Below are 20,332 nucleotides of genomic sequence, written 5' to 3' on the forward strand. Positions count from 1 at the left end.
CCTCGATCGAAGTCGCATCGGCGGATCGAGATCGCATGCGACACCAACCACGTCACGACACCACCACGTCACCGACGGCCCACTCGGTCAGGACGGCGTCACGACGCGCAGGATGTCCCGCCCCGCGTGCAACCGGGCGATGTTGTCGGTGATGTCGTGCACCCGGCCCACGAAGGTGTCCCGGGTGACACCCGAGATGTGCGGGGTCATCAGGACATTCGGCAGGTCGCCGAACGGCATGGCCGACGGGTCCGCCTCGTCGCCGGTGGACGGGTAGCGATACCAGACGTCGATCGCGGCCCCGCCGATCACACCGTCGCGCAACGCCTCGAACAGATCCTGCTCGACGACGAGCGGGCCGCGGCCCACGTTCACCAGCACACCGGAGGGCCCGAGTAGCCGCAGGTGCTCAGCATCGATCATCCCGGTCGTGCTCGAGGTCAACGGTGCGGAGACGACCACGACGTCGGACTCCGCCATCAGGCGACCGAGATCGGCGGTGACACCATGCCATTCGAGTCCGGTTTCGTCGGTGACCCGACCCGACCCCGTCACCGCGCAGGCCCGTGCGCCGAATGCACCGAGCAGATCCGCCGTTCGTCGACCGATGTGGCCGAAGCCGACGTAGCCGACCATGGCCCCACGGAGGGTCCGAGGTTGCGGCACACCCTCTCGGTAGACCGCCGACGCCCATACCCCCTGTCGCAAACCGGTGTCCTGGACGAGCAGATCTCGACGCACCGTCACCGCAGCCGCCGCGATGTACTCGGCGATCGAGTCCTCGTGGTGAAACGTGTTGGCCACCTGGGTGTGCACCGGAAGGTCGTCGAAACTCACCTTGTCGGTGCCGGCCCCGCCGGTGAGAACCAGTCGCAGACCGGATCCCGCGCGAGCCATCGACGGGGTCACCCGGCCCCCGACGTAGACATCGGCGTCGGCCAGATCGGCCACGAGCGCTGCCTCGTCGAAGCCCGCGTGCCAGGAGGTGGTCACGCCGACGGGCAACAGTCGCTCGAACATCTCGCGGTGTGGCGCGAAGTTCCGTTCGCCCACGACGACTTTCAGACCATTGCTTCTCGAGTCCGCCACGAACTCAGCTCCGCACGAGCGCAGGTCGCTTGCTGTCGAAGGTCCAGTCCGGGATGAGGAACTGCATGCCGATCGCGTCGTCCCGCGCGCCGAGCCCCTCGGTCCGGTACAGCTGGTGGGCGGCGTCCACCTGCTCCATGTCGAGTTCGACGCCGAGTCCCGGCCGGTCGGGAACCGTGAGGTGACCGTCGACGATCTCGTACGGCTCGGTGGTGAGGCGCTGGCCGTCCTGCCAGATCCAGTGCGTGTCGATCGCGGTGATCTCGCCCGGAGCAGCGGCGGCGACGTGGGTGAACATCGCCAGCGAGACATCGAAGTGGTTGTTGGAGTGCGACCCCCAGGTCAGACCCCAGGCGTCGCAGAGCTGTGCGACACGCACCGATCCGGCCATCGTCCAGAAGTGCGGGTCGGCCAGCGGGATGTCGACCGCACCGGTCCGGATCGTGTGCCCGAGTTCGCGCCAGTCGGTGGCGATCATGTTGGTCGCGGTGGGGAGTCCCGTCGCGCGTTTGAACTCCGCCATCACCTCGCGACCCGAGAACCGACCCTCGGGACCGACCGGGTCCTCGGCGTAGGCGACGACATCGCGCAGCCGTCGACCGATCCGGATCGCCTCGTCGAGCAACCACCCGCCGTTGGGGTCGAGGGTCACCCTCGCCGTGGGGAACCGCTCGGCGAGCGCGGTGACGACATCGGCCTCGTCGTCCGGCGCGAGTACGCCACCCTTGAGCTTGAAGTCGGCGAAGCCATAACGCTTCTGGGCCGCCTCGGCCAACGCGACGACACCCGCTGCGTCGAGTGCCTCCTGATGACGCAGGCGCATCCAGTCGTCGGTCTCCCCCGACCCGTCTGCGTAGTCGAGGCTCGTCTTCGATCGGTCGCCCACGAAGAAGAGATAACCCAGGGCCTGCACGCGGTCTCGCTGTTTGCCTTCGCCGAGCAGCGCGGCCACCGGGACGCCCAGGTGTCGGCCGAGCAGGTCGAGCAGTGCCGATTCGACAGCGGTGACGGCATGGATGGTGACCCGCTGATCGAAGGTCTGATCGCCGCGACCCCCGCGGTCCCGATCGGCGAAGGTCCGCCGGATGTCCTGCAGGATCGCATGATGTTCGCCGATTCCCCGGCCCTCGACGATCGGGCGGGCATCGTCGAGCGTACGGCGGATGGGTTCTCCGCCGGGCACCTCACCGACACCCTGATTGCCCTCCGAATCGGTGAGGATGACCAGGTTGCGGGTGAAGAACGGGGCGTGGGCGCCGGACAGGTTGAGCAACATGCTGTCCCGGCCGGCGACCGGGACCACACGCATCTCGGTGACCACCGGTGTCGTCGTCGTCATGGGGTGAATCCTTTCAGTGAGGTCAGAAGAAGATCTGCTGCCCGATGAGGGCGGTGGCGCCCAGAGCGGACACGATGATCGACACCGCGCGAAGGCGGTTGCGGTCGAGGAACCTGTTGATGAAACGCGAGGCGACGAACCCGAGCATCACGGCCGGGACCAGCGCGACGAAAGCCTGCAGGATGTCACCGGACAGGCTGCCGGTGACCGCGAGTGCACCCAGTGACATGAGGCTTCCGACTAGGAAGAAGGCACTCATGTTGCTTCGTACGTGTGCGTTCGCCGCCCCGGAGTAGACCAGTGCCATCGGCGGGCCGCCGATCGAGGTGGCGGTACCGAGCAGGCCGGAGGCCGCGCCCGCGGTCGCGAGATTCCGCCGCAACGGCGCCGGTCGCCAGCCCGTGGCCGCCACCGCGACCCCGCCCAGCACCACCGCGGCCAGGAGCAGCGACAGCCCGCGGGCAGGCAACCAGACCAGCAGGAGTGCCCCCGCGACGGTCCCCGGGACCCGACCGGCGAGCGCCCATCCGGTGCCCCGCAGGTCCAGGCTCGCTCGTTCGCGCACCACGACCATGAGGGTCACGACGGTCGCCGAGGCGATGAGTAGACCGGGAAGCAGCGCGGGTGCCACCAGAGCCACGACCGGTGCCGCCAGCATCCCCATCCCGAATCCGATCGACGCCTGCATGCAGGACGCCAGGAACACGGCGACGACGATGACGGCGATGGTCACAGCGTTCACGGTGCGGTCACGAGGCGGCCGCGGGCATCCCGAGGGTCACGCGGCCGCGCGGGTGGAAGCACTCGGTCATGTGACCGATCTCGTGGCGATCGGTGGCCACCGGCGGGACCGCGGTTGCGCAGATGTCGGTGGCGTGGGCACAACGGGTACGGAACCGGCATCCGGACGGCGGGTTGAGCGGTGAGGGCACTTCGCCGCTGAGCAGGATGCGCTTGCGGCGCGTGGCAGGGTCGAGTGTGGGCGCCGCGGACATCAGCGCTTCGGTATACGGGTGCGCGGGGTGATCGAACACGGCCTCGGTGCTCCCAGTCTCGACGATACGGCCCAGGTACATCACCGCCACCCGGTCGGCGACGTGCCGGACCACGGACAGATCGTGGGAGATGAAGATGTAGGAGATGTCGAGTTCCTGCTGCAGTTCGTTCAGCAGGTTGAGGACCTGTGCCTGCACGGACAGATCCAGTGCCGACACCGGCTCGTCGCAGATGATGACCTCGGGGTTGAGCGCGAGCGCGCGGGCGATTCCCAGCCGTTGGCGCTGACCGCCCGAGAACTCCTGGGGGCTCCGGTGTTCGTCGCTCGGCCGGAGTCCGACGAGGTGGAGCAGTTCGCGTACCCGGGCGGCGCGGTCGCGTTTGCGGGGGTAGAGGTCTTTGTGCGTACGCCACGGTTCGCCGATGATCTCGGCCGCGGTCATCCGGTTGTTCAGCGAGGCGTAGGGATCCTGAAAGACCATCTGGACCTTGCGGCGCAGGGCGAGGAGGTCCTTGCCCTTCAACCGATACGGATCGGTGCCGTCCCACCGGACGGTGCCGGCATCCGGGCGTTCGAGCATCATCAGCGTGCGCGCGAGAGTGGATTTGCCGCAGCCCGATTCACCCACGAGGCCCAGGGTCTCGCCGCGCCGGAGATCGAGATCGATGCCGTCGAGCGCGCGCAGCTTCCGCCGCCCACCCTTGCCCGGCACCACGAACGTCTTGCCGACGTCGCGGACTTCGAGGACCTGGGAGTTGACCTTCGTCGACGCGGTGTTCGCGAGGGAGTTGTTCACCCCTGCCTTCTTCGCCACGGTGACTGTCTCAGACATTGTCGATCTCCTCCGAGAAATGGCATGCCGCTTGCCGATTCGGCCCGGTGCCGGACAGGACAGGACGCTCGGACACGCATCGCGCCCGGGCGAGCGGGCAGCGCGCCTGGTACACGCAGCCGGCGGGGATGGAATGCAGGTCGGGCGGGGTGCCGTCGATGGACTTGAGGTCGGCACCGCGTTCGGTGCTGACGGGTACCGAGTCGAGCAGGCCCTTGGTGTACGGATGCCGGGGGTTGCCGAACACTTCGGCGACCGGTCCGGTCTCGACCACGTTGCCGGCGTACATGATCGCCACCCGGTCGGCTTGTTCGGCGACGAGCGCCAGATCGTGGGTGATCAACACGACGGCCATGTCGTGCTCGGTGCGGAGCCGGTGCAGCAGCGCCATGATCTGCGCCTGCACCGTCACATCCAGCGCGGTGGTGGGCTCGTCGGCGAGGAGCACCTTGGGACTCAGCGCCACCGCCATCGCGATGAGCAGACGTTGGCGCATGCCGCCGGAGAACTGGTGGGGGTAAGAGTCGACGCGGGATTCCGGTTCCGGGATGCCGACGTGACGCATCAGCTCGATCGCCTCGTGCCTGGCCTCCTTCTTCGACATCTTGCGATGAATCCGGAAGGGCTCGGCCAGTTGGGTTCCCACCGTGTAGACGGGATTCAGGGCGGTGAGCGCATCCTGGAAGACGATCGCGAGTTGCGTACCGGCCAGTTCCCGGCGGGTCGACTCCTTCGCGGTGACGAGATCGACCTCGTCGAGAGTGATCGACCCCTCCTTGATCGCGGCGATCGGGTCGAGCAGCCCGACGAGGGCCTGCGCCGTCATCGACTTGCCGCATCCCGATTCGCCGAGCAGCGCAAGGGTTTCACCGCGCCTGGCGCGAAACGACACGTGATCGACGGCGCGGACGGTGCCGGACGGGGTCCGCAGCTCCACGGTCAGATCGGCGACGTCGAGCGCCACCCGGTCGTCGATGCCGGACTCCGGTCGGTCGAGGGCGGGTGCACTCATCGCAGCGCCTTTCGTGAGGAGAAGAAGCGCTTACGCGCATTCGGGGTGGTCAGACGCCAGCGCTGGCCCGGGTCGGTGGCGATGCGGGCCCACGCGGCGAGGATCGTCGCCGACACCGTGGTGATGACGATGGCGAGGCCGGGGAAGAACGACAGCCACCACGCGGTCTGCAGATAGGTGCGTCCCTGCGAGACCATCAGGCCCCAGCTGATGTCGGGCGGCTGGATCCCGATCCCCAGGAACGACAGGGACGACTCCGCCAGCATCACGTAGCAGAAGTCCAGGGTGGCCACCGTGAGGAGGGTCGGCAGCAGGATGGGGAGCACATGACCGCGGATGATCGACCCGCTGCTGGCCCCGAATGTTCTTGCGGCGTCGACGAATACGCGGCTCTGCAACTCGGCAGACTCGGCGCGGGCGGTACGCAGGTAGATGGGGATACGGGTGATCGCGAGGACCGCGATGATGTTGGCCGCGCTCGGTGAGAACACGTACAGGATCACGACCGCCAGCAGCAGGGAGGGGAAGCTCATGATGACGTCGGCGACACGCATCGCGGTGGTCTCCCGCCAGCCGCGGTGGTAGCCGGCCCACATGCCGATGGCCGAGCCGATGACACACGAGATGATGACCGCGGGCAGCGACACCAGCAATGTGGTCTGGCAGGCGACGATCAACCGGGCCAGCATGCTTCGACCGAGCGGATCGGTCCCCAGGATGTTCATCCAGCCGGTGTCGAGGTTGAACGGTGCCAGATTCGATTCGTCGAGGTTCTGGTCGGTGGCCGAGTCGCCGACCAGCCACGGACCGAAGACCGCGGTGAGCAGGATGACGGTCAGGATGCCGGCGGCGACCGTCGCGAACTTGTCGCGGAAGAGCAGGCGCCACAGCGGCAGTTGCGACCGCGGCACCTTGTTCGTCGCGACTGAGTCTCCGGCCGGGTCGGTCGAGGCGACGGGGCTCGTCGGATCGAGGGGTTCGGTGACGATGGACATGGTGTACTCCTCGGGGTTCCGGCGCCTAGACCGTGGCCTTGTCGCGAACGCGCGGGTCCAGAAGTGCCAGCCCCGCGTCGATCGCGATGTTCAGGATGAAGATGCTGATGGCGGTGAGGAGCACCGCGGCCTGCAGGACGGCGAAGTCACGTTGCAGGATCGAATCGATCATCAGCTTGCCGATGCCGGGCCATCCGAAGATGGCCTCGACGATGACCGCGCCGTTGATCAGCCCGACGGCGAGGTCGCCGGCGACGGTCAGGGCGGGTGCGGCCGCATTGCGCAGCGCGTGGTGGGTGACGACGCGGAGGTCCCCGGCGCCCTTGCTCCGGGCCACCTTCACATACGGGGCGGACAGCGCCGAGACCATCGCGCCACGGACCACCTGGGTGAGGACTCCCAGTGGCCGGATCATCAGTGTCGCGATCGGCAGGACCCAGGCGAGCATGCCGCCGGTTCCCGACGTCGGCAGCACGCCGAGGACGACGGCGAAAATCCAGATGCCGGTGATGGCGAACCAGAAGTCCGGGACGCTGGCCGCCGTCATGGACAGCAGGCTGGAGAAGCGGTCGGCCAGCGAGTTGGGGCGGTAGGCCGCCCAGCAGCCGATGATGATCGACCCGAGAATCGAGAGCACGAGCGTCACGAAAGCCAGCTGCAGAGTGGCCGGGAACGCGCGCAGAGCCATGCCCGCGGCCTCCTGGCCGGTCTTGAGCGACTCGCCGAAGTCGAGGTGGAGCACCCCGCCCAGGTAGTCGGTCATCTGCTGCCAGATCGGCTTGTCGAGACCGTTGGCCGCCGCGAATTCGGCACGTTGTTCCGGCGTCGCGGAGACGGGCAGGTAGAGGTTTGTGGGGTCGCCGGTGAGCCGGGCCATGAAGAACACGCCGAACAAGACGATGATCAGCGGGATCAGGCTGGTGAACATCCGGCGCCGGAGGAAGGTGAGCATCGGTTCGCCTCGATTTCAGTCGTTCTGGGCTGGCGCGTGGGTCATCTCGGCGAGGCGCATCTCATCGCCGGTGGCCGAGTTGGGCTGGTAGGCAATTCTTTTCGCCTTTGCAAGAACCGCTTGCATATGTGCGATGTAGGCGTACTGCCGGATCTCGCGCGGCTCGGCCGCGAGAACCGCGGACAGCGCGTCCTGACGGGCCTGGCCGGTGAGTGCCTCGGCGGCCAGGATCTGCTTGTCGTACGCAGCGGTTCCGTAGGTGCTCTGGTATCCGTCGGAGAGCATGTACTGGTCCAGGGTGAACTGCGTGTCACCGGCCTGGTTGCCGTGCATGATCATCAGCAGCACCGGTCCCGACCCCGGCACGAAAGGCCTTGTCTGATACTGTATCTGACCCGAGGTGTCCATCATCTCGATGTCGACGTCCAGGCCGATACGGTCGAGGGTGAACTGGATGTTCTCGATGGTCTCGTTGATCTTCGGGAACTGCCCCGTGCGGCCGATGAGCCGGATGGTGCGGTCGACGGGTACGCCGTCCGCGCGGGCCTCGTCGACCAACTCTCTCGCCCGGTCGAGGTCGTAGGGCGTCGGGGTGAGCCCGTCGTTGTATCCGACGATGCCCTTGCCGACCAGTTGGGCCGCGGGCGTGCCGAGGCCCTGGAACAGCGCGTCGACGATGCCGGCGCGGTTGATCGAGAGGTCGATGGCCTCGCGTACCCGGTAGTCGTTCAGCGGCGCGTCGGTGGCCTGCATCCGCAGGGCCGTCGTCTCGTTGTTGGTGTAGGCCGTCCCCAGATCGCCGGCTCCGTCCTCGGGGCCGAGCGAGGTCGCGAGGTCGGCCTCGTCGTTGGTGACCATCGCGGCGCGAACACTGCCCTCACCGCGCCACTGGTACACCGCACGGGAGAACTGCGGGGCCTCGCCGTGATAGTTCGGATTGGCCTTCAGCGCCACCCGCTGGCCCGAATCCCAGAAATCGACCATGTAGGGGCCCGTTCCGATCGGGACCCGCACCTTGTCGTCGGGGGTGGTGGTCCGCGGAACCACTTCGATGAAGGAGAGTCGCAGCGGGAGGATCGGGTCGGGCGTCTCGGTGCGGACCTCGACGGTGTTCGGGTCGACGACGCTGACCTCACGCTTGCTGTCGTCGAACACGTAACCGTTGACATCGCACCCGATCGCGCCGTTGAAGGTTCGTTCGATCGAGAAGGCTGCGTCGACCGCGTCGAACGGCTGGCCGTTGCTGAACCGCACACCGTCGGCGGTGGTGAGGCGCCACACGTTCGGCTCCACCTGGGTCCACGCGGTCGCGAGACTCGGCTGCAGGGCCCCGGAACCGGGGTCCCGCTCGATGAGGGGCTCGGTGATGTTCGATCGGACGACGACACCGGTCGCGGTGAGCGACGCGTCACAGGGCTCGAGCGTCGGGGGTTCCTGCGGGAGGACGATTCGGAGCGTGTCCGGGCTAGCGGTCTCACTCGCGGTGGTGTTGGCGACACTGCATCCGGTGACGGTCAGCAGGGCCACCGCGGACAGGGCCAGCGCGCCCGTGGCCGGGCGCTTCAGGGATCGCAGCGTGGCGATCTGCATGGGGACCTCCGATGAAGAAAGGGAGCGAGTGATCTCGCGGCGGGCTGGACCGCGTTTGTGACGGTAGACACACGCTATGAGCGACCGATTGACGGCGTCAACAGAGCAAAACCCCAGGAAAGAGCGTTTTCGGTGGGTTTTCGGGCGGCCTCGACGGCACTGCCGGCGAGCGCAGTGACGGAAGAAACACACGCTGACCTGACGGTTCCCGGGTCCGCAGCACCGCGCTCCGAATCGACAACCGCCTTTCCATACAGTTTGGGTATCGATCCATGTTATTTGCGTGTTGGACAGGTATTCGTCATCGCTTCTAGCGTGAAGTCATCCGCTTGGACCGGTCCGTGTCCACCCCACAGTTCGAGGAGAACCATGACCAGCAGCCCCACCGGCGCCGTGTCGACGATCGATCACGTTGCCGGACACAGCGTTTCCCGACCCGGAAGCGTACTGCGGGTCGGGCCGCTGAAGCCGTCCCTCGAGGAGTTGCTCACGTCCGCGTACGGCGCCGAGCGCCTACCGGACGGTCCGGCGCGCGCCGCCTTCCTGCGCGAACACGCAGAAGCGGTGACCGCGGTCGTCACCTCCGGACGCACCGGTGTCGATGCCGAGTTGATGTCGTCGCTCCCCAACCTCGGCGCGATCGTGCACTTCGGCGTCGGATACGACACCACCGACATCGCCCGCGCGACGGAGTTGGGCATCGGGGTCAGCAACACCCCGGACGTCCTGACCGATTGTGTCGCCGACACCGCGGTCGGCCTCCTGCTCGACACGATGCGCGGACTCTCCGCCGCCGACCGTTATGTCCGCGCGGGCCGGTGGCCCGTCGAGGGCAACGTCCCCCTGACTCGCAAGGTGTCCGGAACCCGTGTCGGCATCCTCGGGCTGGGCCGGATCGGCGCGGCCATCGCCCATCGGCTGACCGCCTTCGGCTGCCACATCTCCTACCACAACCGACGCGTCGTCGACGGGTCGCCGTATCGGTACGCCGCGTCGCCCGTGGAACTCGCGGCAGGTGTCGACGTCCTCGTCGTCGCGGCCGCCGGTGGCGCCGACACCCGTGACCTCGTCGATCGCGGCGTCCTGGAAGCTCTGGGCGACAACGGCTTTCTCATCAATGTCGCCCGCGGCAGCGTCGTGGACGAAGCCGCGCTGGTCGACCTCCTCCAGCACCGACGGCTCGCCGGCGCAGGCCTGGACGTCTTCGCATCCGAGCCCGAGGTGCCTGCCGCGCTGCTCGCGATGGACAACGTGGTGCTCCTCCCCCACCTCGCGAGCGGAACCGTCGAGACGCGCGCCGCGATGCAGGATCTCACCCTCGCCAACCTCGATGCCTACCTCCGGACCGGCGAACTGTTGACACCCGTTGTCGCCCCGGCTCCGGCGCGCACCCGGAAGGACGTCTGATGTCGGTCGTACTGAGCTATCTGCCCACCCAGGAGGGCCGCGGCGCCCTCCCCTTCGGTTTCGCCGAGGCGCGCATGCGGGGCACCGACGTCGTCGTGGTGGCCGACGGGGACAGTGCGTCGTCACCGGAGTTCCTCGTCGACATCGAGACGGCGCGAACCACCGCGCAGGCCCAGGACGTCGACTACCGCGTCGTCGAGAACGACCCGGGCCTGTCGCACGCGGACCAGCTCATCGATGTGTCCTACGAGGACGCCGCCGAACTGCTCGTGATCGGGCAGCGCCGCCGGTCGCCGGTCGGAAAGCTGCTCACCGGGAGCGTGGTGCAGCGCGTGCTGCTCGATGCGCAGTGTCCGGTGGTCGCGGTCAAGCCACCGGTACGCGCGGCGGTCTGACTCTCAAACGCACAGTCAACGAGATTCCACGCACAGTCAACGAGATTCGACGCACAGTCGACGACATTCGACGCACAGTCGACGACATTCGACGCACGGTCGACGAGATTCGACGCACAGTCGAGGTAACGCGGTGCCCGCCTCGACTCGCGAGCGTGGCGGTCTGAGTTCTCAGATCCACTCCCGTTCCGGGAGTACGTCTTTCAGAAACCGCGTCAGCGCCGGATTGGTGTTGTCCGCCCGCCAGGCGACATTCATCTGCACGGGTCGGTCGCGAATGGCGGTGACCTGCTTGAAGACGACCCCGTCGGGGTGCATGGTCATCGCGGACTCCGGCACCAGTGCCATGCCGAGTCCGGAGTGCACGAGCACCAGCATGGTGTGCACCTGTGTGACGTACTGGACGTATCGCGGCGAGGCCCCGACGGCGGTGAACGTACTGATGAGCAGTTCGTTGAAGTACCGGGCATCCGTCGGCGAGTACATGATGACGGCCTGACCGTCGAAATCCTCGATCGTGAGGTGTTCGACCCCGGCGTACTCGTGGTCCGCGGGCAACGCGGCGACGAGACGTTCGTGATGCAGCGGCCGGGAACTGATGCCCGGTCGCGAGATCGGCGGTCGCACGACCCCGAGATCGAGATCGCCGCGGACCAGGGCCTCGACCTGCGCGGCGGTGACCATTTCGCGCAGGACGAGCCGGACGTCGGGTAGTCGTTCGCGTGCGGTCTGCATGAGCCGAGGCAGCACCGCCCTCGCGGAGGCGCCGGTGAAGCCGATGTTGACGGTCCCCAGATCGCCCGCGGGCACGCGCCGAACGGTCAACGCCGCACCCTCGGCGAGCGCGACGATGCGACGGGCGTCGGGCAGAAACGCCGTTCCGGCCGCGGTCAGCGACACCGCCCGGCTGCTCCGTTCGATCAGTTGCACCCCGAGCTCGTGCTCGAGTTGCTGGATCTGCCTGCTCAGCGGCGGCTGGGTCATGTGCAACCGCTCGGCGGCCCGCCCGAAGTGCAGTTCCTCGGCGACCGCGATGAAGCACGTGAGACGCGACAGGGAGAACATCGATCCACTTTCGGCATCAGTGCCCGCGAACCGCGGGGGTGTCCGGATGACGCTAGCCGATTGCCCCACTCGGGTCGAGGACCCTGTTCACCACCGGGGGCTGGTGTTCTCGAAGGTCGGATCGATCGACTGCATGTACCCCGTGTCGTCCCGGTCCCGGATACCGCAGTCCAGATACTGCTGATGCAACTGCTCGAGCGCCTGCTCGTCCAGTTCGACGCCGAGCCCTGGTCCGGTCGGGACCGGCACCGCGCCGTCGACGATGGAGAGGGCGCCGGGCCGCACGACATCTTCGTGCTTCCAGGGCCAATGCGTGTCACAGGCGTAGGTGAGGTTCGGTGTCGCCGCCGCCAGGTGCACCATCGCGGCCAGGCTGATACCCAGATGCGAATTGGAATGCATCGACAGGCCCATGCCGAAGGTCTCGCAGATCCCGCCCAGCAGACGGGAACGCTGCAGCCCACCCCAGTAGTGATGATCGGACAGGACGACCGACACGGAGTTCTTCCGCACCGCGGGCTCCAGATGATCGAAGGCGACAACGCACATGTTGGTCGCCAGCGGCATGTTCGCCGAGGCGGCGACCTCCGCCATCCCGTCCAACCCGGGCGTCGGATCCTCCAGATACTGGACGATCCCCTCCAGCTCGGCTGCGACCCGCTTGGACGTGTCGACCGTCCACGCGGCGTTGGGGTCCAGACGCAGTGGTACATCCGGGAACTCGGCCCGCAGGGCCTTGATCGCGGCGATCTCCTCGTCCGGATGGAACACACCACCCTTGAGTTTGATCGCGGAGAAACCGTACCGGTCGATCATCCGGTGGGCCTGCCGGACGAGGCCGGCGGGATCGATGGCCTCGCCCCATTCGTCGGGCATCCCGCTGGCGCCGTGCGCACCGGGGTGCGAGGCCCACTTGTAGAACAGATACGCGCTGAAGGGAACCCGGTCACGCACCCGTCCGCCGAGCAGATCGCTCACCGGACGCCCCAGTGTCTTGCCCTGGATGTCCAGGCAGGCCACCTCGAACGGTGAGAAGACCCGATCGGTGGTGCTGGCGGTGGTGATCATGCCGGCCACACCGTCGCCGCCGGTCACCGACAGGGTCGCGATCCGCTCGTCGATCGTGCCCCGGATGCGGTGGAGCGCGAACACGTCCAGTCCGATGATGGCGTCGGCGGCGGCGTCCATCCGCGCGAGGTGCGCGGTGTCGGCGTATGTTTCACCGAGCCCACGAAGGCCACCGGCGGTCTCGATCTGGATGATCGCCCGCAGAGCGTACGGCTGGTGCACCCCCACGGTGTTGAGCAGGGGCGGGTCGACGAAGGCGACGGGGGTGACCGTCACCCGGGTGATCGTCGTGTCGATCCGCGGGGTCTCGCCGACGATCTGGAGCCCGGTGAACGGGCCGGTTCCGACGGGAGGATGTGCGGCAGTGGTCGGGGTGGACACGGCGTGAACTCTCAGACCGCCGCGCGGGCGGCGAGATTGCCGGCGAGCACGGCGCGGCCCGCCGCGATGATCTGCTCGAGCTCCGCCTGGTGCTCCGGCGTCGGTTGCACGAGCGGTGCCCGGACCGGACCGGCGTCGATCCCCTCCATCGTCACGCCGTGCTTCACCAGTGCCACCGCGTAACCGGGCACCGTGTTGCGGAGGCGGACCAGCGGATGGAAGAAGTCGCGCAGCAACGCCTCGGTGAGTTCGGTGTCACCGGTCTCCAGAGAGTTGTAGAACGCCAGTGCCAGTTCCGGGGCGAAGGCGAACGTCGCCGACGAGTACAGCGTGACCCCGAGGGCGCGATAGGCCTGCTGGGTGATCTCGGCGGTGGGCAGACCGTTGAAGAACAGGAAGTCCTTGCTGTCGCCCAGCGCCTCTTTCACCGCGATGACGATGCGTGACACGTTGTCGAGATCGCCGGTGCCGTCCTTGAATCCGATGACGGTGGGCAGCTGCGACACCTGGATCGCCGACTCCTCGTCGAACACCGCGTTGCCGCGGTTGTACACGATCAGCGGGAGGTCGGTGCTCGCGGCGACCGAACGGGTGTACTCGGCCAGGCCGGCGGGCGGCATGGTCACCAGGTACGGCGGCAGGAGCAGGAGACCGTCCGCACCATTGGCTTTCGCGCTCACCGCGAACTCACGCGCCTGGATCAGCGAGCCGCCTGCACCGGCGAACACCGGGACGCGGCCGGCCACGGTGTCGACGGCGCACCGCACGATGCGGCCGAATTCCTCGAGACCGAGCGCGTGGAACTCGCCGGTGCCGCAGGCGACGAACACTCCGCCGGGGCCGGCCGCGACACCGCGGTCGATGTGTTCTGCGAGACGCCGGTAGTCGACCTCACCGTTGCTGTCGAAGGGAGTGACGGGAAAGAACAGAACGCCGTTGAGCATTGGGACTCCTTGGGGTGGGGATGAGTTCAGTCGCGGGTGAGTTCGCCGTCGACACGGCGCCAGATGTTGTCGGGATTGCCCTGAGCGATCGGCGCGGGCAGCAGCTCGGCGGGAACGTCCTGGTAGGCGACGGGGCGCAGGAACCGTTCGATCGCCAGCGATCCGACGCTGGTGGTCCGGCTGTCCGAGGTCGACGGATACGGTCCGCCGTGCACCATCGCGTGACCGACCTCGACGCCGGTCGGCCAGCCGTTGAACAGGATTCGTCCTGCTTTGAGTTCGAGCATCTCGAGCAGTTCGCGGGCGGCGTCGTGGTCGGAGTCCACGGCGTGGATCGTCGCGGTCAGCTGGCCTTCGATCCGCGCGGTCACGTCCGCGACCTGGGCCAGGTCGCGGCATCGCACGATCAGGCTCGACGAGCCGAAGATCTCCTGCTGCAGGGTCTCCGACGCCAGGAACGAGTCGGCGTCGGTGCCGAACAGCGCCGCACGGCAGGCATGGGGCCCCTGAGTCTCGTCGGCCCGGGCGAGAACCTCTGCGGTGCCGGTGAACTCGTCGACCGCTGCTGCGTAGTTGGCCGCGATCCCGGGGGTGAGCATGGGGGTGGGTTCACTCGCGCCGATCGCTTCGGACGCGGCTGCGACGAACGCATCGAGATCGGGCCCGTCGACCGCGATGACGAGACCGGGATTGGTGCAGAACTGTCCCGATCCCATGGTCAGCGATCCGACGAAGGCACGGCCGAGTCCCGGCGCATCGGCGCTCAGCGCCCCGGCGAGCGGGTACACGGGGTTGATCGAACTCATCTCGGCGTAGACCGGGATCGGTTCCGGGCGCGCCGCCGCGGCGCGGACGAGGGCGGTTCCGCCCGACCGCGAACCGGTGAAGCCGACGGCCTTGATCCGGGGGTCGGTGACCAGGGCGACGCCGAGGTCGGGACCGCGCCCGTACAGCATCGAGAACGTTCCCGCGGGCATGCCGGTCTCGGCGATCGCCTCGGTGATGGCCCGGCCGACCAGTTCTGACGTCCCGGGGTGAGCGTCATGCGCCTTGACGACCACCGGGCATCCGGCTGCGAGGGCCGAGGCGGTGTCGCCACCGGCGACCGAGAACGCGAGGGGAAAGTTGCTGGCGCCGAAGACCGCCACGGGCCCCAGCGGAACCTTCCGCTGACGGATGTCCGCGCGCGGAAGCGGGGTGCGCTCGGGGCGGGCGGGGTCGATGCGCGCTCCGTTCCAGCTTCCCTCACGGAGAACCGACGCGAACAGCCGGAGCTGTCCGGATGTGCGGCCGACCTCCCCGGTGATCCGTGCGGCCGGCAGGCCTGTCTCGGCGACCGCGCGCTCGACGAGCACGTCGCGGGCCGCGTCCAGCTTGTCGGCGACCGCCGACAGGAAAAGTGCTCGCTGCTCCGACGTCGTCGCCCGGTAGGGTCCGAACGCCTCTGCCGCCGCCGCGGCGGCCGCATCGACGTCGGCAGCCGAACCGTGCGCGTATGCGGGGAGCAGTCGCTGACCGGTGCTGGGGTCGATGGCGTGTACGGCATCCCCTGAACCGGCCACTCGAACACCGGCGATGATCATCTCACCGGTCAGGTCCTGTGTCGTCAGCGGTGCCGGCTCTTGCGCAATGGTCATCGTCTTCCGTCCGTGGGTCGATGTCTGGGGGTCGATGGGAGATCCACGGCGGTGAGTTCCCGCTGTGACCTCGGCCATGCTCCGACGGTAAGACCGGACATTCATTCATGTCCAAGTCAAATAGTCACGTCGTCGATTCAGAGTCGGCATCGATGCAGCTATGGTGCCTGCCTCGCCGCGACATCGAACGTCATCTATCCGGACCATTGCCGACCCCGACCCCACGCGACCCCGTATCGGCGATGCGACAATCATTGCGCCGAACCCGACATACCTCGCGATCGCCGAGCCACGGCGGGCCGTCAGGCGTCGGACCGGGTACACCACCTCCTCGACGAAAGCGGAATCCAGAACCGATGAAGCGCATTCGCCTCCTGGCCGTCATGGCCCTGGCCATCTCGGCACTCACCGTCTCCTTCGGCACCGCCCACGGTGCCCCCGCACCCGCGGTCCCCTCCCACCACTCGAGCGCATCCGCCGACGGGACCTCCATCACGTCCCAGCTGCGCAACGCGACGTTCGTCGCAGGCGAACAAGAACTCCGGGTCGTCGACTCACAGGGCCGGACCATCGAACGCATCGGGCTCGTGCTGCCATTCCAGGGCGCTGCGGTCCCGCTGCGCGCACAGGTCTCTGCCGACCGCACCCAGGCGACGTTCACACCGGTCCTCTCCCCTGCGGCACGCGCAGCCATCGCGGCCGGCGTTCGTCCGGCTTCGGCGAAGAAGGATCGCGCATATCAGAGCATGATCTGGCACATCACCAACGGCTGGAACCGCGGCGGCAACGTCACCACCGCCATCGGCGCACTCGCCGGGCTGATCATCGGGTGCATCGTCATCGTCGGTTGCGTCTGGGGTGCGGGCGTCGGCGCTGCCATCGGCGCGGTCATCGGCATCAACAACGGCGACCCCCGCGCGGGGCAGTCGATCCTCGACTGGATCAACACGCCGTAGACCCGACGTCACCGGGCGCCTCCATCAGGGGCGCGGCTCCTGTCGACGAATCCCCAACTCCGTTGTCGGAGTTGGGGATTCTTTGCGTGAACGTCGTCGACGAGCGGATGCGGCCACCAGATACGGGGAGCGCTCGCCGACCGACGCCGACGAGGCCGCTTTACAAATTGCGTAATATGTCTAGACAACGGACATTGTCTCGGTTAATGTCCAGTGCTGTACATCACAGCCATCTCGAGACAGGAGCGCGCCTTGGGTACCGCACCGACCGAATCCGCCGCGGGTATGCCGGCGGTCGAATGGAAAGACAAGAAACGCCACCTGTGGCTTCTCGGTCTCATCCCGCCGACATCGATCTTCCTGGCCATGGGTCTGGTCGCCACGTTCAACGCGATCGGGCACGGCCTCGACACGGTGTCACCGGTGTGGTGGTGGATCGGCCCGATGCTGGTGTACGTCTTGCTGCCCATCCTCGACGTGTTCTTCGGGCCGGACGGTTCGAACCCACCCGAGGAACTGATGGAACAACTCGAGAACGACAAGTACTACCGCTACTGCACCTACATCTACATCCCGTTCCAGATCGCCAGTCTCGTCACCGCGTGTTACCTGTGGACCGCAGACGATCTCAGCTGGCTCGGCCTCGACGGCGGACTCGGACTCGCCTCGAAGATCGGCCTGGCGCTGTCCATCGGCGTCATGGGCGGGATCGGCATCAACACCGCGCACGAACTCGGCCACAAGAAGGACGATCTCGAGCGGTGGCTGTCCAAGATCACACTCGCACAGACGTTTTACGGCCACTTCTACATCGAGCACAACCGCGGTCATCATGTCCGAGTCGCGACCCCGGAGGATCCGGCCAGTTCGCGCTTCGGTGAGTCGTTTTGGCGGTTCCTGCCGCGCAGCGTCTGGGGCAGCCTGACGTCGTCGGTCGAACTGGAACGCAAGCGTCTCGATCGGGCCGGGAAGCCGTTCTGGCATCCGAGCAACGACGTCCTCAATGCCTGGGCGATGTCGATCGTGCTGTGGGGCGCGCTCGCGGCCGTCTTCGGCTGGGAGGTCCTCCCGTTCCTGGTCGTGCAGGCCGTCTACGGGTTCTCACTGCTCGAGACCGTCAACTACCTCGAGCACTACGGGCTGCTGCGCGGCAAGACCAAGTCCGGACGCTATGAGCGCTGCACGCCCGAGCACAGCTGGAACTCCGACCACATCTGCACGAACATCTTCCTGTACCACCTCCAGCGCCACAGTGATCACCATGCGAATCCGACCCGCCGGTATCAGACGCTCCGCAGTTTCGACGGTGCGCCGAACCTCCCGAGCGGGTACGCGAGCATGATCACGCTCGCCTACTTCCCGCCGATCTGGCGACGGGTCATGGACAAGCGGGTGCTCGACCACTACGAGGGCGAGGTCGAACGCATCAACATCGCACCGCACCGTCGGGAGCGCGTCCTCGCCGAGCACGGGGTCTCGTCCCGATGAGCACCTACCGCTGTCCAGTGTGCGACTACGTCTACGACGAGGCCGCCGGCGCTCCCCGTGAGGGCTTTGCGCCCGGCACCGCCTGGGCCGACATCCCCGACGACTGGCCCTGCCCCGACTGTGGGGTTCGCGAAAAGATCGACTTTCTCGGCGCCGGGAGCGAAGCGAGCGGGCCGAATGATCCCGGCGAAGGAGTGGCAGTCCGATGAACTTCAAACTGTTCCGTTGCGAGGTGTGCGGTTTCGAGTACGACGAGGAACTCGGGTGGCCCGAGGACGGCATCGAACCCGGTACCCGCTGGGCCGACATCCCGGACGACTGGAGCTGTCCCGATTGCGGCGCCGCGAAGGCCGACTTCGAGATGATCGAGGTGGCCCGGCCGTGACCGCTTCGCCGACGGGGATGCCCGCCGCGGCATCGGTGGTGATCGTCGGGACCGGAGTTGCCGGCATAACCGCAGCAGAATCCCTGCGCACCAACGGTTTCGACGGTGCGATCATCGTGTTCGGCGAGGAGCCCCATCTCCCCTACCGCCGCACGGCGTTGAGCAAGGGGATCGTCGACGGTGACCTGTCCGACGCCGGGATCACCTTGCGGCCACCGGCGTACTGGACCGACCGCGGAATCGACATCGTCACCTCGACGAGGGTCGTCGACGTCGATCCCCGAGCGCGCCGCGTGCGACTCGCGGATGAGTCCGACGTCGCCTACGACGCCCTCGTCCTCGCCACCGGCGGAAGGGCCCGACGGCTTCCCGGCGCGACGTCGGCGCTGACGTCGCTCCGTTCCCGCGCCGACGTCGACCGGATCCGGGCAGCACTCGACGAGGGTCCGGTCGTGATCGTGGGCGGCGGCCTCATCGGCACCGAGATCGCCGCGGCCATCGCCTCCGCCGGCGACGGCACGCGTGTGTCCATCGTCGAGGCCGCGCCGTCGTTGCTGTCCCGCGTCGTCCCGGCCGTGATCGCCGATGACCTGATCTCCCTTCATCGCGAGCACGGAGTGCACATCCACACATCCGCGCAGATCGCGTCCGCGGACGCCGGCGGAGTCACCCTCGCCGACGGCACGCGACTGGCCGGCACGGTCATCAGCGCCATCGGGATGGAACCCGAAGTCGCGCTGGCGGAATCCGCGGGCCTGGCGCTGGATCGTGCGGGCATTCTGGTCGACGATGCCCTGCGCACCTCGATGTCGGGGATCTATGCCGCGGGCGACGTCGCGGCCCGGCCCCACCCGTTGACAGGTGCCCCCATGCGGGCCGAGCAGTGGCTCACTGCGACCGAACACGGCAGACTGGTCGCCATGACCATCTCCACCGACCTGGGATCGGCCTCGTCCGGCACCCCGGCGCCCCGGGTGCCACTCGCCTGGACGATGCAGTACGGCACGAATGTCCAGATCGTCGGCTGGCCCGCGGCCGGCGCCAGAGTGGTCCTCGATGCCGACGGATCATGCACCACGGCACGGTGTTTCGACGAAGACCGGCTCGTCGGCGCGGTCTGCATGGGGCGCGGTGGCCCGGCCCGGCAGATCCGGGACGAGATCGAGGCCACGCTCCGACCGGTCGGCATCGGGGCATGACCACCCGCAACTATGCGCTCGACAGCAAAGCTCTGCTGCGGAATTCACTGCTCGACGGATTGCATGATCTGTTGCTCGACCGGGACTGGGCGGCCGTGCGGATGTCCGACGTGGCCGCCGCCACCGGGGTGAGTCGTCAGACGGTCTACAACGAGTTCGGGTCCAGGTACGGACTCGCCCAGGGATACGCGGTCCGTCTGGCGGGACGATTCGCCGGCCACATCACCGATTCGATCGCCGCCCACGTCGAGGACGTGACGGGCGCCCTTCAGACGGGGTTCAGCGAGTTCTTCGCCGGCGTCGCCTCGGACCCGCTCATCGCCTCGCTGCTGTCGGGCGAGGCCAAACCCGATCTGATGAAGCTGATCACCACCGACGCCGCGCCGATCATCACCACGGCAGCCGATCGGCTGTCCGACGCATTCCGCGAATCGTCGTGGCTCTCGATGCCCGACTCGGACGTCCTGCGGATCTCGCGAGCGATCACGCGGATGGCCCTGAGCTACATTGCCATGCCACCCGAGGGCGACCGCGATGTCGCGTCCGACCTCGCCGAGATCATCGCCCCCGCCATCGAGGCGGCGCGCATCCGAGGCTGAGG

The 20,332-nt window shown here is 67.6% G+C and carries 20 protein-coding genes; 8 read left to right on the forward strand and 12 right to left on the reverse strand.

What is annotated here, in order from left to right; translation table 11 throughout:
• Window positions 1-87: 87 nt before the first annotated feature.
• From MAY35_RS12420 to MAY35_RS12455, 8 genes are read right to left on the reverse strand one after another with little or no spacing between them, the layout of a single operon-like run.
• A complete protein-coding gene (locus MAY35_RS12420) occupies window positions 88-1,089 on the reverse strand; it encodes a 2-hydroxyacid dehydrogenase (protein ID WP_238421601.1) in 1,002 nt (333 codons plus the stop codon).
• A 4-nt stretch (window positions 1,090-1,093) separates the two neighbouring features.
• A complete protein-coding gene (locus MAY35_RS12425) occupies window positions 1,094-2,428 on the reverse strand; it encodes an enolase C-terminal domain-like protein (protein ID WP_238421602.1) in 1,335 nt (444 codons plus the stop codon).
• Between the two features lie 22 nt (window positions 2,429-2,450).
• On the reverse strand, window positions 2,451-3,170 hold the full coding sequence (locus tag MAY35_RS12430) for a sulfite exporter TauE/SafE family protein (protein WP_374237948.1): 720 nt from the start codon (window positions 3,168-3,170) through the stop codon (window positions 2,451-2,453).
• 7 nt (window positions 3,171-3,177) lie between these two features.
• Complete coding sequence (locus MAY35_RS12435; protein ID WP_238421603.1) at window positions 3,178-4,257, reverse strand: ABC transporter ATP-binding protein; 1,080 nt, start codon at window positions 4,255-4,257, stop codon at window positions 3,178-3,180.
• Window positions 4,250-5,269, reverse strand: coding sequence for an ABC transporter ATP-binding protein (locus MAY35_RS12440; RefSeq protein WP_238421604.1), 1,020 nt, complete (start codon window positions 5,267-5,269; stop codon window positions 4,250-4,252). The genes MAY35_RS12435 and MAY35_RS12440 overlap by 8 nt, the downstream gene beginning before the upstream one ends.
• A complete protein-coding gene (locus tag MAY35_RS12445) occupies window positions 5,266-6,264 on the reverse strand; it encodes an ABC transporter permease (protein WP_238421605.1) in 999 nt (332 codons plus the stop codon). Before MAY35_RS12445 ends, MAY35_RS12440 begins: the two co-directional genes overlap by 4 nt.
• Window positions 6,265-6,289: 25 nt before the next feature.
• Complete coding sequence (locus MAY35_RS12450; RefSeq protein ID WP_238421606.1) at window positions 6,290-7,216, reverse strand: ABC transporter permease; 927 nt, start codon at window positions 7,214-7,216, stop codon at window positions 6,290-6,292.
• A 15-nt stretch (window positions 7,217-7,231) separates the two neighbouring features.
• The gene (locus MAY35_RS12455) at window positions 7,232-8,806 is read right to left on the reverse strand and encodes an ABC transporter substrate-binding protein (protein ID WP_238421607.1); all 1,575 of its coding nucleotides are present in this window, start codon (window positions 8,804-8,806) and stop codon (window positions 7,232-7,234) included.
• 369 nt (window positions 8,807-9,175) lie between these two features.
• Here MAY35_RS12455 and MAY35_RS12460 point away from each other — a divergent pair, with 369 nt between their 5' ends.
• Window positions 9,176-10,213, forward strand: a complete 1,038-nt coding sequence (locus MAY35_RS12460; protein WP_238421608.1) for a 2-hydroxyacid dehydrogenase — start codon at window positions 9,176-9,178, stop codon at window positions 10,211-10,213.
• Entirely contained in the window at window positions 10,213-10,608 is a 396-nt protein-coding gene (locus tag MAY35_RS12465) for a universal stress protein (RefSeq protein WP_238421609.1), read from the forward strand. Before MAY35_RS12460 ends, MAY35_RS12465 begins: the two co-directional genes overlap by 1 nt.
• A 171-nt stretch (window positions 10,609-10,779) precedes the next feature.
• Here MAY35_RS12465 and MAY35_RS12470 read toward each other — a convergent pair whose 3' ends face one another.
• The 4 genes from MAY35_RS12470 to MAY35_RS12485 all read right to left on the reverse strand — a co-directional run bounded on the left by MAY35_RS12470 (window position 10,780) and on the right by MAY35_RS12485 (window position 15,703).
• Complete coding sequence (locus MAY35_RS12470; protein WP_238421610.1) at window positions 10,780-11,673, reverse strand: LysR substrate-binding domain-containing protein; 894 nt, start codon at window positions 11,671-11,673, stop codon at window positions 10,780-10,782.
• A gap of 87 nt (window positions 11,674-11,760) precedes the next feature.
• Entirely contained in the window at window positions 11,761-13,038 is a 1,278-nt protein-coding gene (locus MAY35_RS12475) for a glucarate dehydratase family protein (RefSeq protein ID WP_238421685.1), read from the reverse strand.
• Window positions 13,039-13,133: 95 nt separating this feature from the next.
• Entirely contained in the window at window positions 13,134-14,066 is a 933-nt protein-coding gene (locus MAY35_RS12480; RefSeq protein WP_238421611.1) for a 5-dehydro-4-deoxyglucarate dehydratase, read from the reverse strand.
• A gap of 26 nt (window positions 14,067-14,092) precedes the next feature.
• On the reverse strand, window positions 14,093-15,703 hold the full coding sequence (locus tag MAY35_RS12485) for an aldehyde dehydrogenase (NADP(+)) (RefSeq protein WP_238421612.1): 1,611 nt from the start codon (window positions 15,701-15,703) through the stop codon (window positions 14,093-14,095).
• A gap of 356 nt (window positions 15,704-16,059) precedes the next feature.
• Here MAY35_RS12485 and MAY35_RS12490 point away from each other — a divergent pair, with 356 nt between their 5' ends.
• From MAY35_RS12490 to MAY35_RS12515, 6 genes are all read left to right on the forward strand, one after another.
• Window positions 16,060-16,659, forward strand: coding sequence for a hypothetical protein (locus MAY35_RS12490; protein ID WP_238421613.1), 600 nt, complete (start codon window positions 16,060-16,062; stop codon window positions 16,657-16,659).
• 252 nt (window positions 16,660-16,911) lie between these two features.
• Window positions 16,912-18,147, forward strand: coding sequence for an alkane 1-monooxygenase (locus MAY35_RS12495; RefSeq protein ID WP_374237949.1), 1,236 nt, complete (start codon window positions 16,912-16,914; stop codon window positions 18,145-18,147).
• Complete coding sequence (locus MAY35_RS12500) at window positions 18,144-18,356, forward strand: rubredoxin (protein ID WP_238421614.1); 213 nt, start codon at window positions 18,144-18,146, stop codon at window positions 18,354-18,356. Before MAY35_RS12495 ends, MAY35_RS12500 begins: the two co-directional genes overlap by 4 nt.
• On the forward strand, window positions 18,353-18,532 hold the full coding sequence (locus tag MAY35_RS12505) for a rubredoxin (protein WP_010842361.1): 180 nt from the start codon (window positions 18,353-18,355) through the stop codon (window positions 18,530-18,532). Before MAY35_RS12500 ends, MAY35_RS12505 begins: the two co-directional genes overlap by 4 nt.
• Window positions 18,529-19,731 carry an FAD-dependent oxidoreductase gene (locus tag MAY35_RS12510; protein ID WP_238421615.1) on the forward strand — a complete coding sequence of 401 codons (1,203 nt, stop codon included), beginning with the start codon at window positions 18,529-18,531 and terminating at the stop codon, window positions 19,729-19,731. The genes MAY35_RS12505 and MAY35_RS12510 overlap by 4 nt, the downstream gene beginning before the upstream one ends.
• A complete protein-coding gene (locus MAY35_RS12515) occupies window positions 19,728-20,330 on the forward strand; it encodes a TetR family transcriptional regulator (RefSeq protein ID WP_238421616.1) in 603 nt (200 codons plus the stop codon). The genes MAY35_RS12510 and MAY35_RS12515 overlap by 4 nt, the downstream gene beginning before the upstream one ends.
• Window positions 20,331-20,332: the final 2 nt, after the last annotated feature.

This window comes from Gordonia sp. 'Campus', from assembly GCF_022206305.1.
GTDB lineage: Bacteria > Actinomycetota > Actinomycetes > Mycobacteriales > Mycobacteriaceae > Gordonia.

Excerpts from the sequence above, each read along its gene's own strand:
- MAY35_RS12460 (WP_238421608.1), top strand. The coding sequence starts at position 9,176 with ATGACCAGCAGCCCCACCGGCGCCGTGTCGACGATCGATCACGTTGCC.
- MAY35_RS12490 (WP_238421613.1), top strand. The coding sequence starts at position 16,060 with ATGAAGCGCATTCGCCTCCTGGCCGTCATGGCCCTGGCCATCTCGGCA.
- MAY35_RS12440 (WP_238421604.1), bottom strand. The coding sequence starts at position 5,269 with ATGAGTGCACCCGCCCTCGACCGACCGGAGTCCGGCATCGACGACCGG.
- MAY35_RS12455 (WP_238421607.1), bottom strand. The coding sequence starts at position 8,806 with ATGCAGATCGCCACGCTGCGATCCCTGAAGCGCCCGGCCACGGGCGCG.
- MAY35_RS12500 (WP_238421614.1), top strand. The coding sequence starts at position 18,144 with ATGAGCACCTACCGCTGTCCAGTGTGCGACTACGTCTACGACGAGGCC.
- MAY35_RS12425 (WP_238421602.1), bottom strand. The coding sequence starts at position 2,428 with ATGACGACGACGACACCGGTGGTCACCGAGATGCGTGTGGTCCCGGTC.
- MAY35_RS12435 (WP_238421603.1), bottom strand. The coding sequence starts at position 4,257 with ATGTCTGAGACAGTCACCGTGGCGAAGAAGGCAGGGGTGAACAACTCC.
- MAY35_RS12465 (WP_238421609.1), top strand. The coding sequence starts at position 10,213 with ATGTCGGTCGTACTGAGCTATCTGCCCACCCAGGAGGGCCGCGGCGCC.
- MAY35_RS12470 (WP_238421610.1), bottom strand. The coding sequence starts at position 11,673 with ATGTTCTCCCTGTCGCGTCTCACGTGCTTCATCGCGGTCGCCGAGGAA.
- MAY35_RS12515 (WP_238421616.1), top strand. The coding sequence starts at position 19,728 with ATGACCACCCGCAACTATGCGCTCGACAGCAAAGCTCTGCTGCGGAAT.
- MAY35_RS12445 (WP_238421605.1), bottom strand. The coding sequence starts at position 6,264 with ATGTCCATCGTCACCGAACCCCTCGATCCGACGAGCCCCGTCGCCTCG.
- MAY35_RS12485 (WP_238421612.1), bottom strand. The coding sequence starts at position 15,703 with ATGACCATTGCGCAAGAGCCGGCACCGCTGACGACACAGGACCTGACC.
- MAY35_RS12450 (WP_238421606.1), bottom strand. The coding sequence starts at position 7,216 with ATGCTCACCTTCCTCCGGCGCCGGATGTTCACCAGCCTGATCCCGCTG.
- MAY35_RS12505 (WP_010842361.1), top strand. The coding sequence starts at position 18,353 with ATGAACTTCAAACTGTTCCGTTGCGAGGTGTGCGGTTTCGAGTACGAC.
- MAY35_RS12480 (WP_238421611.1), bottom strand. The coding sequence starts at position 14,066 with ATGCTCAACGGCGTTCTGTTCTTTCCCGTCACTCCCTTCGACAGCAAC.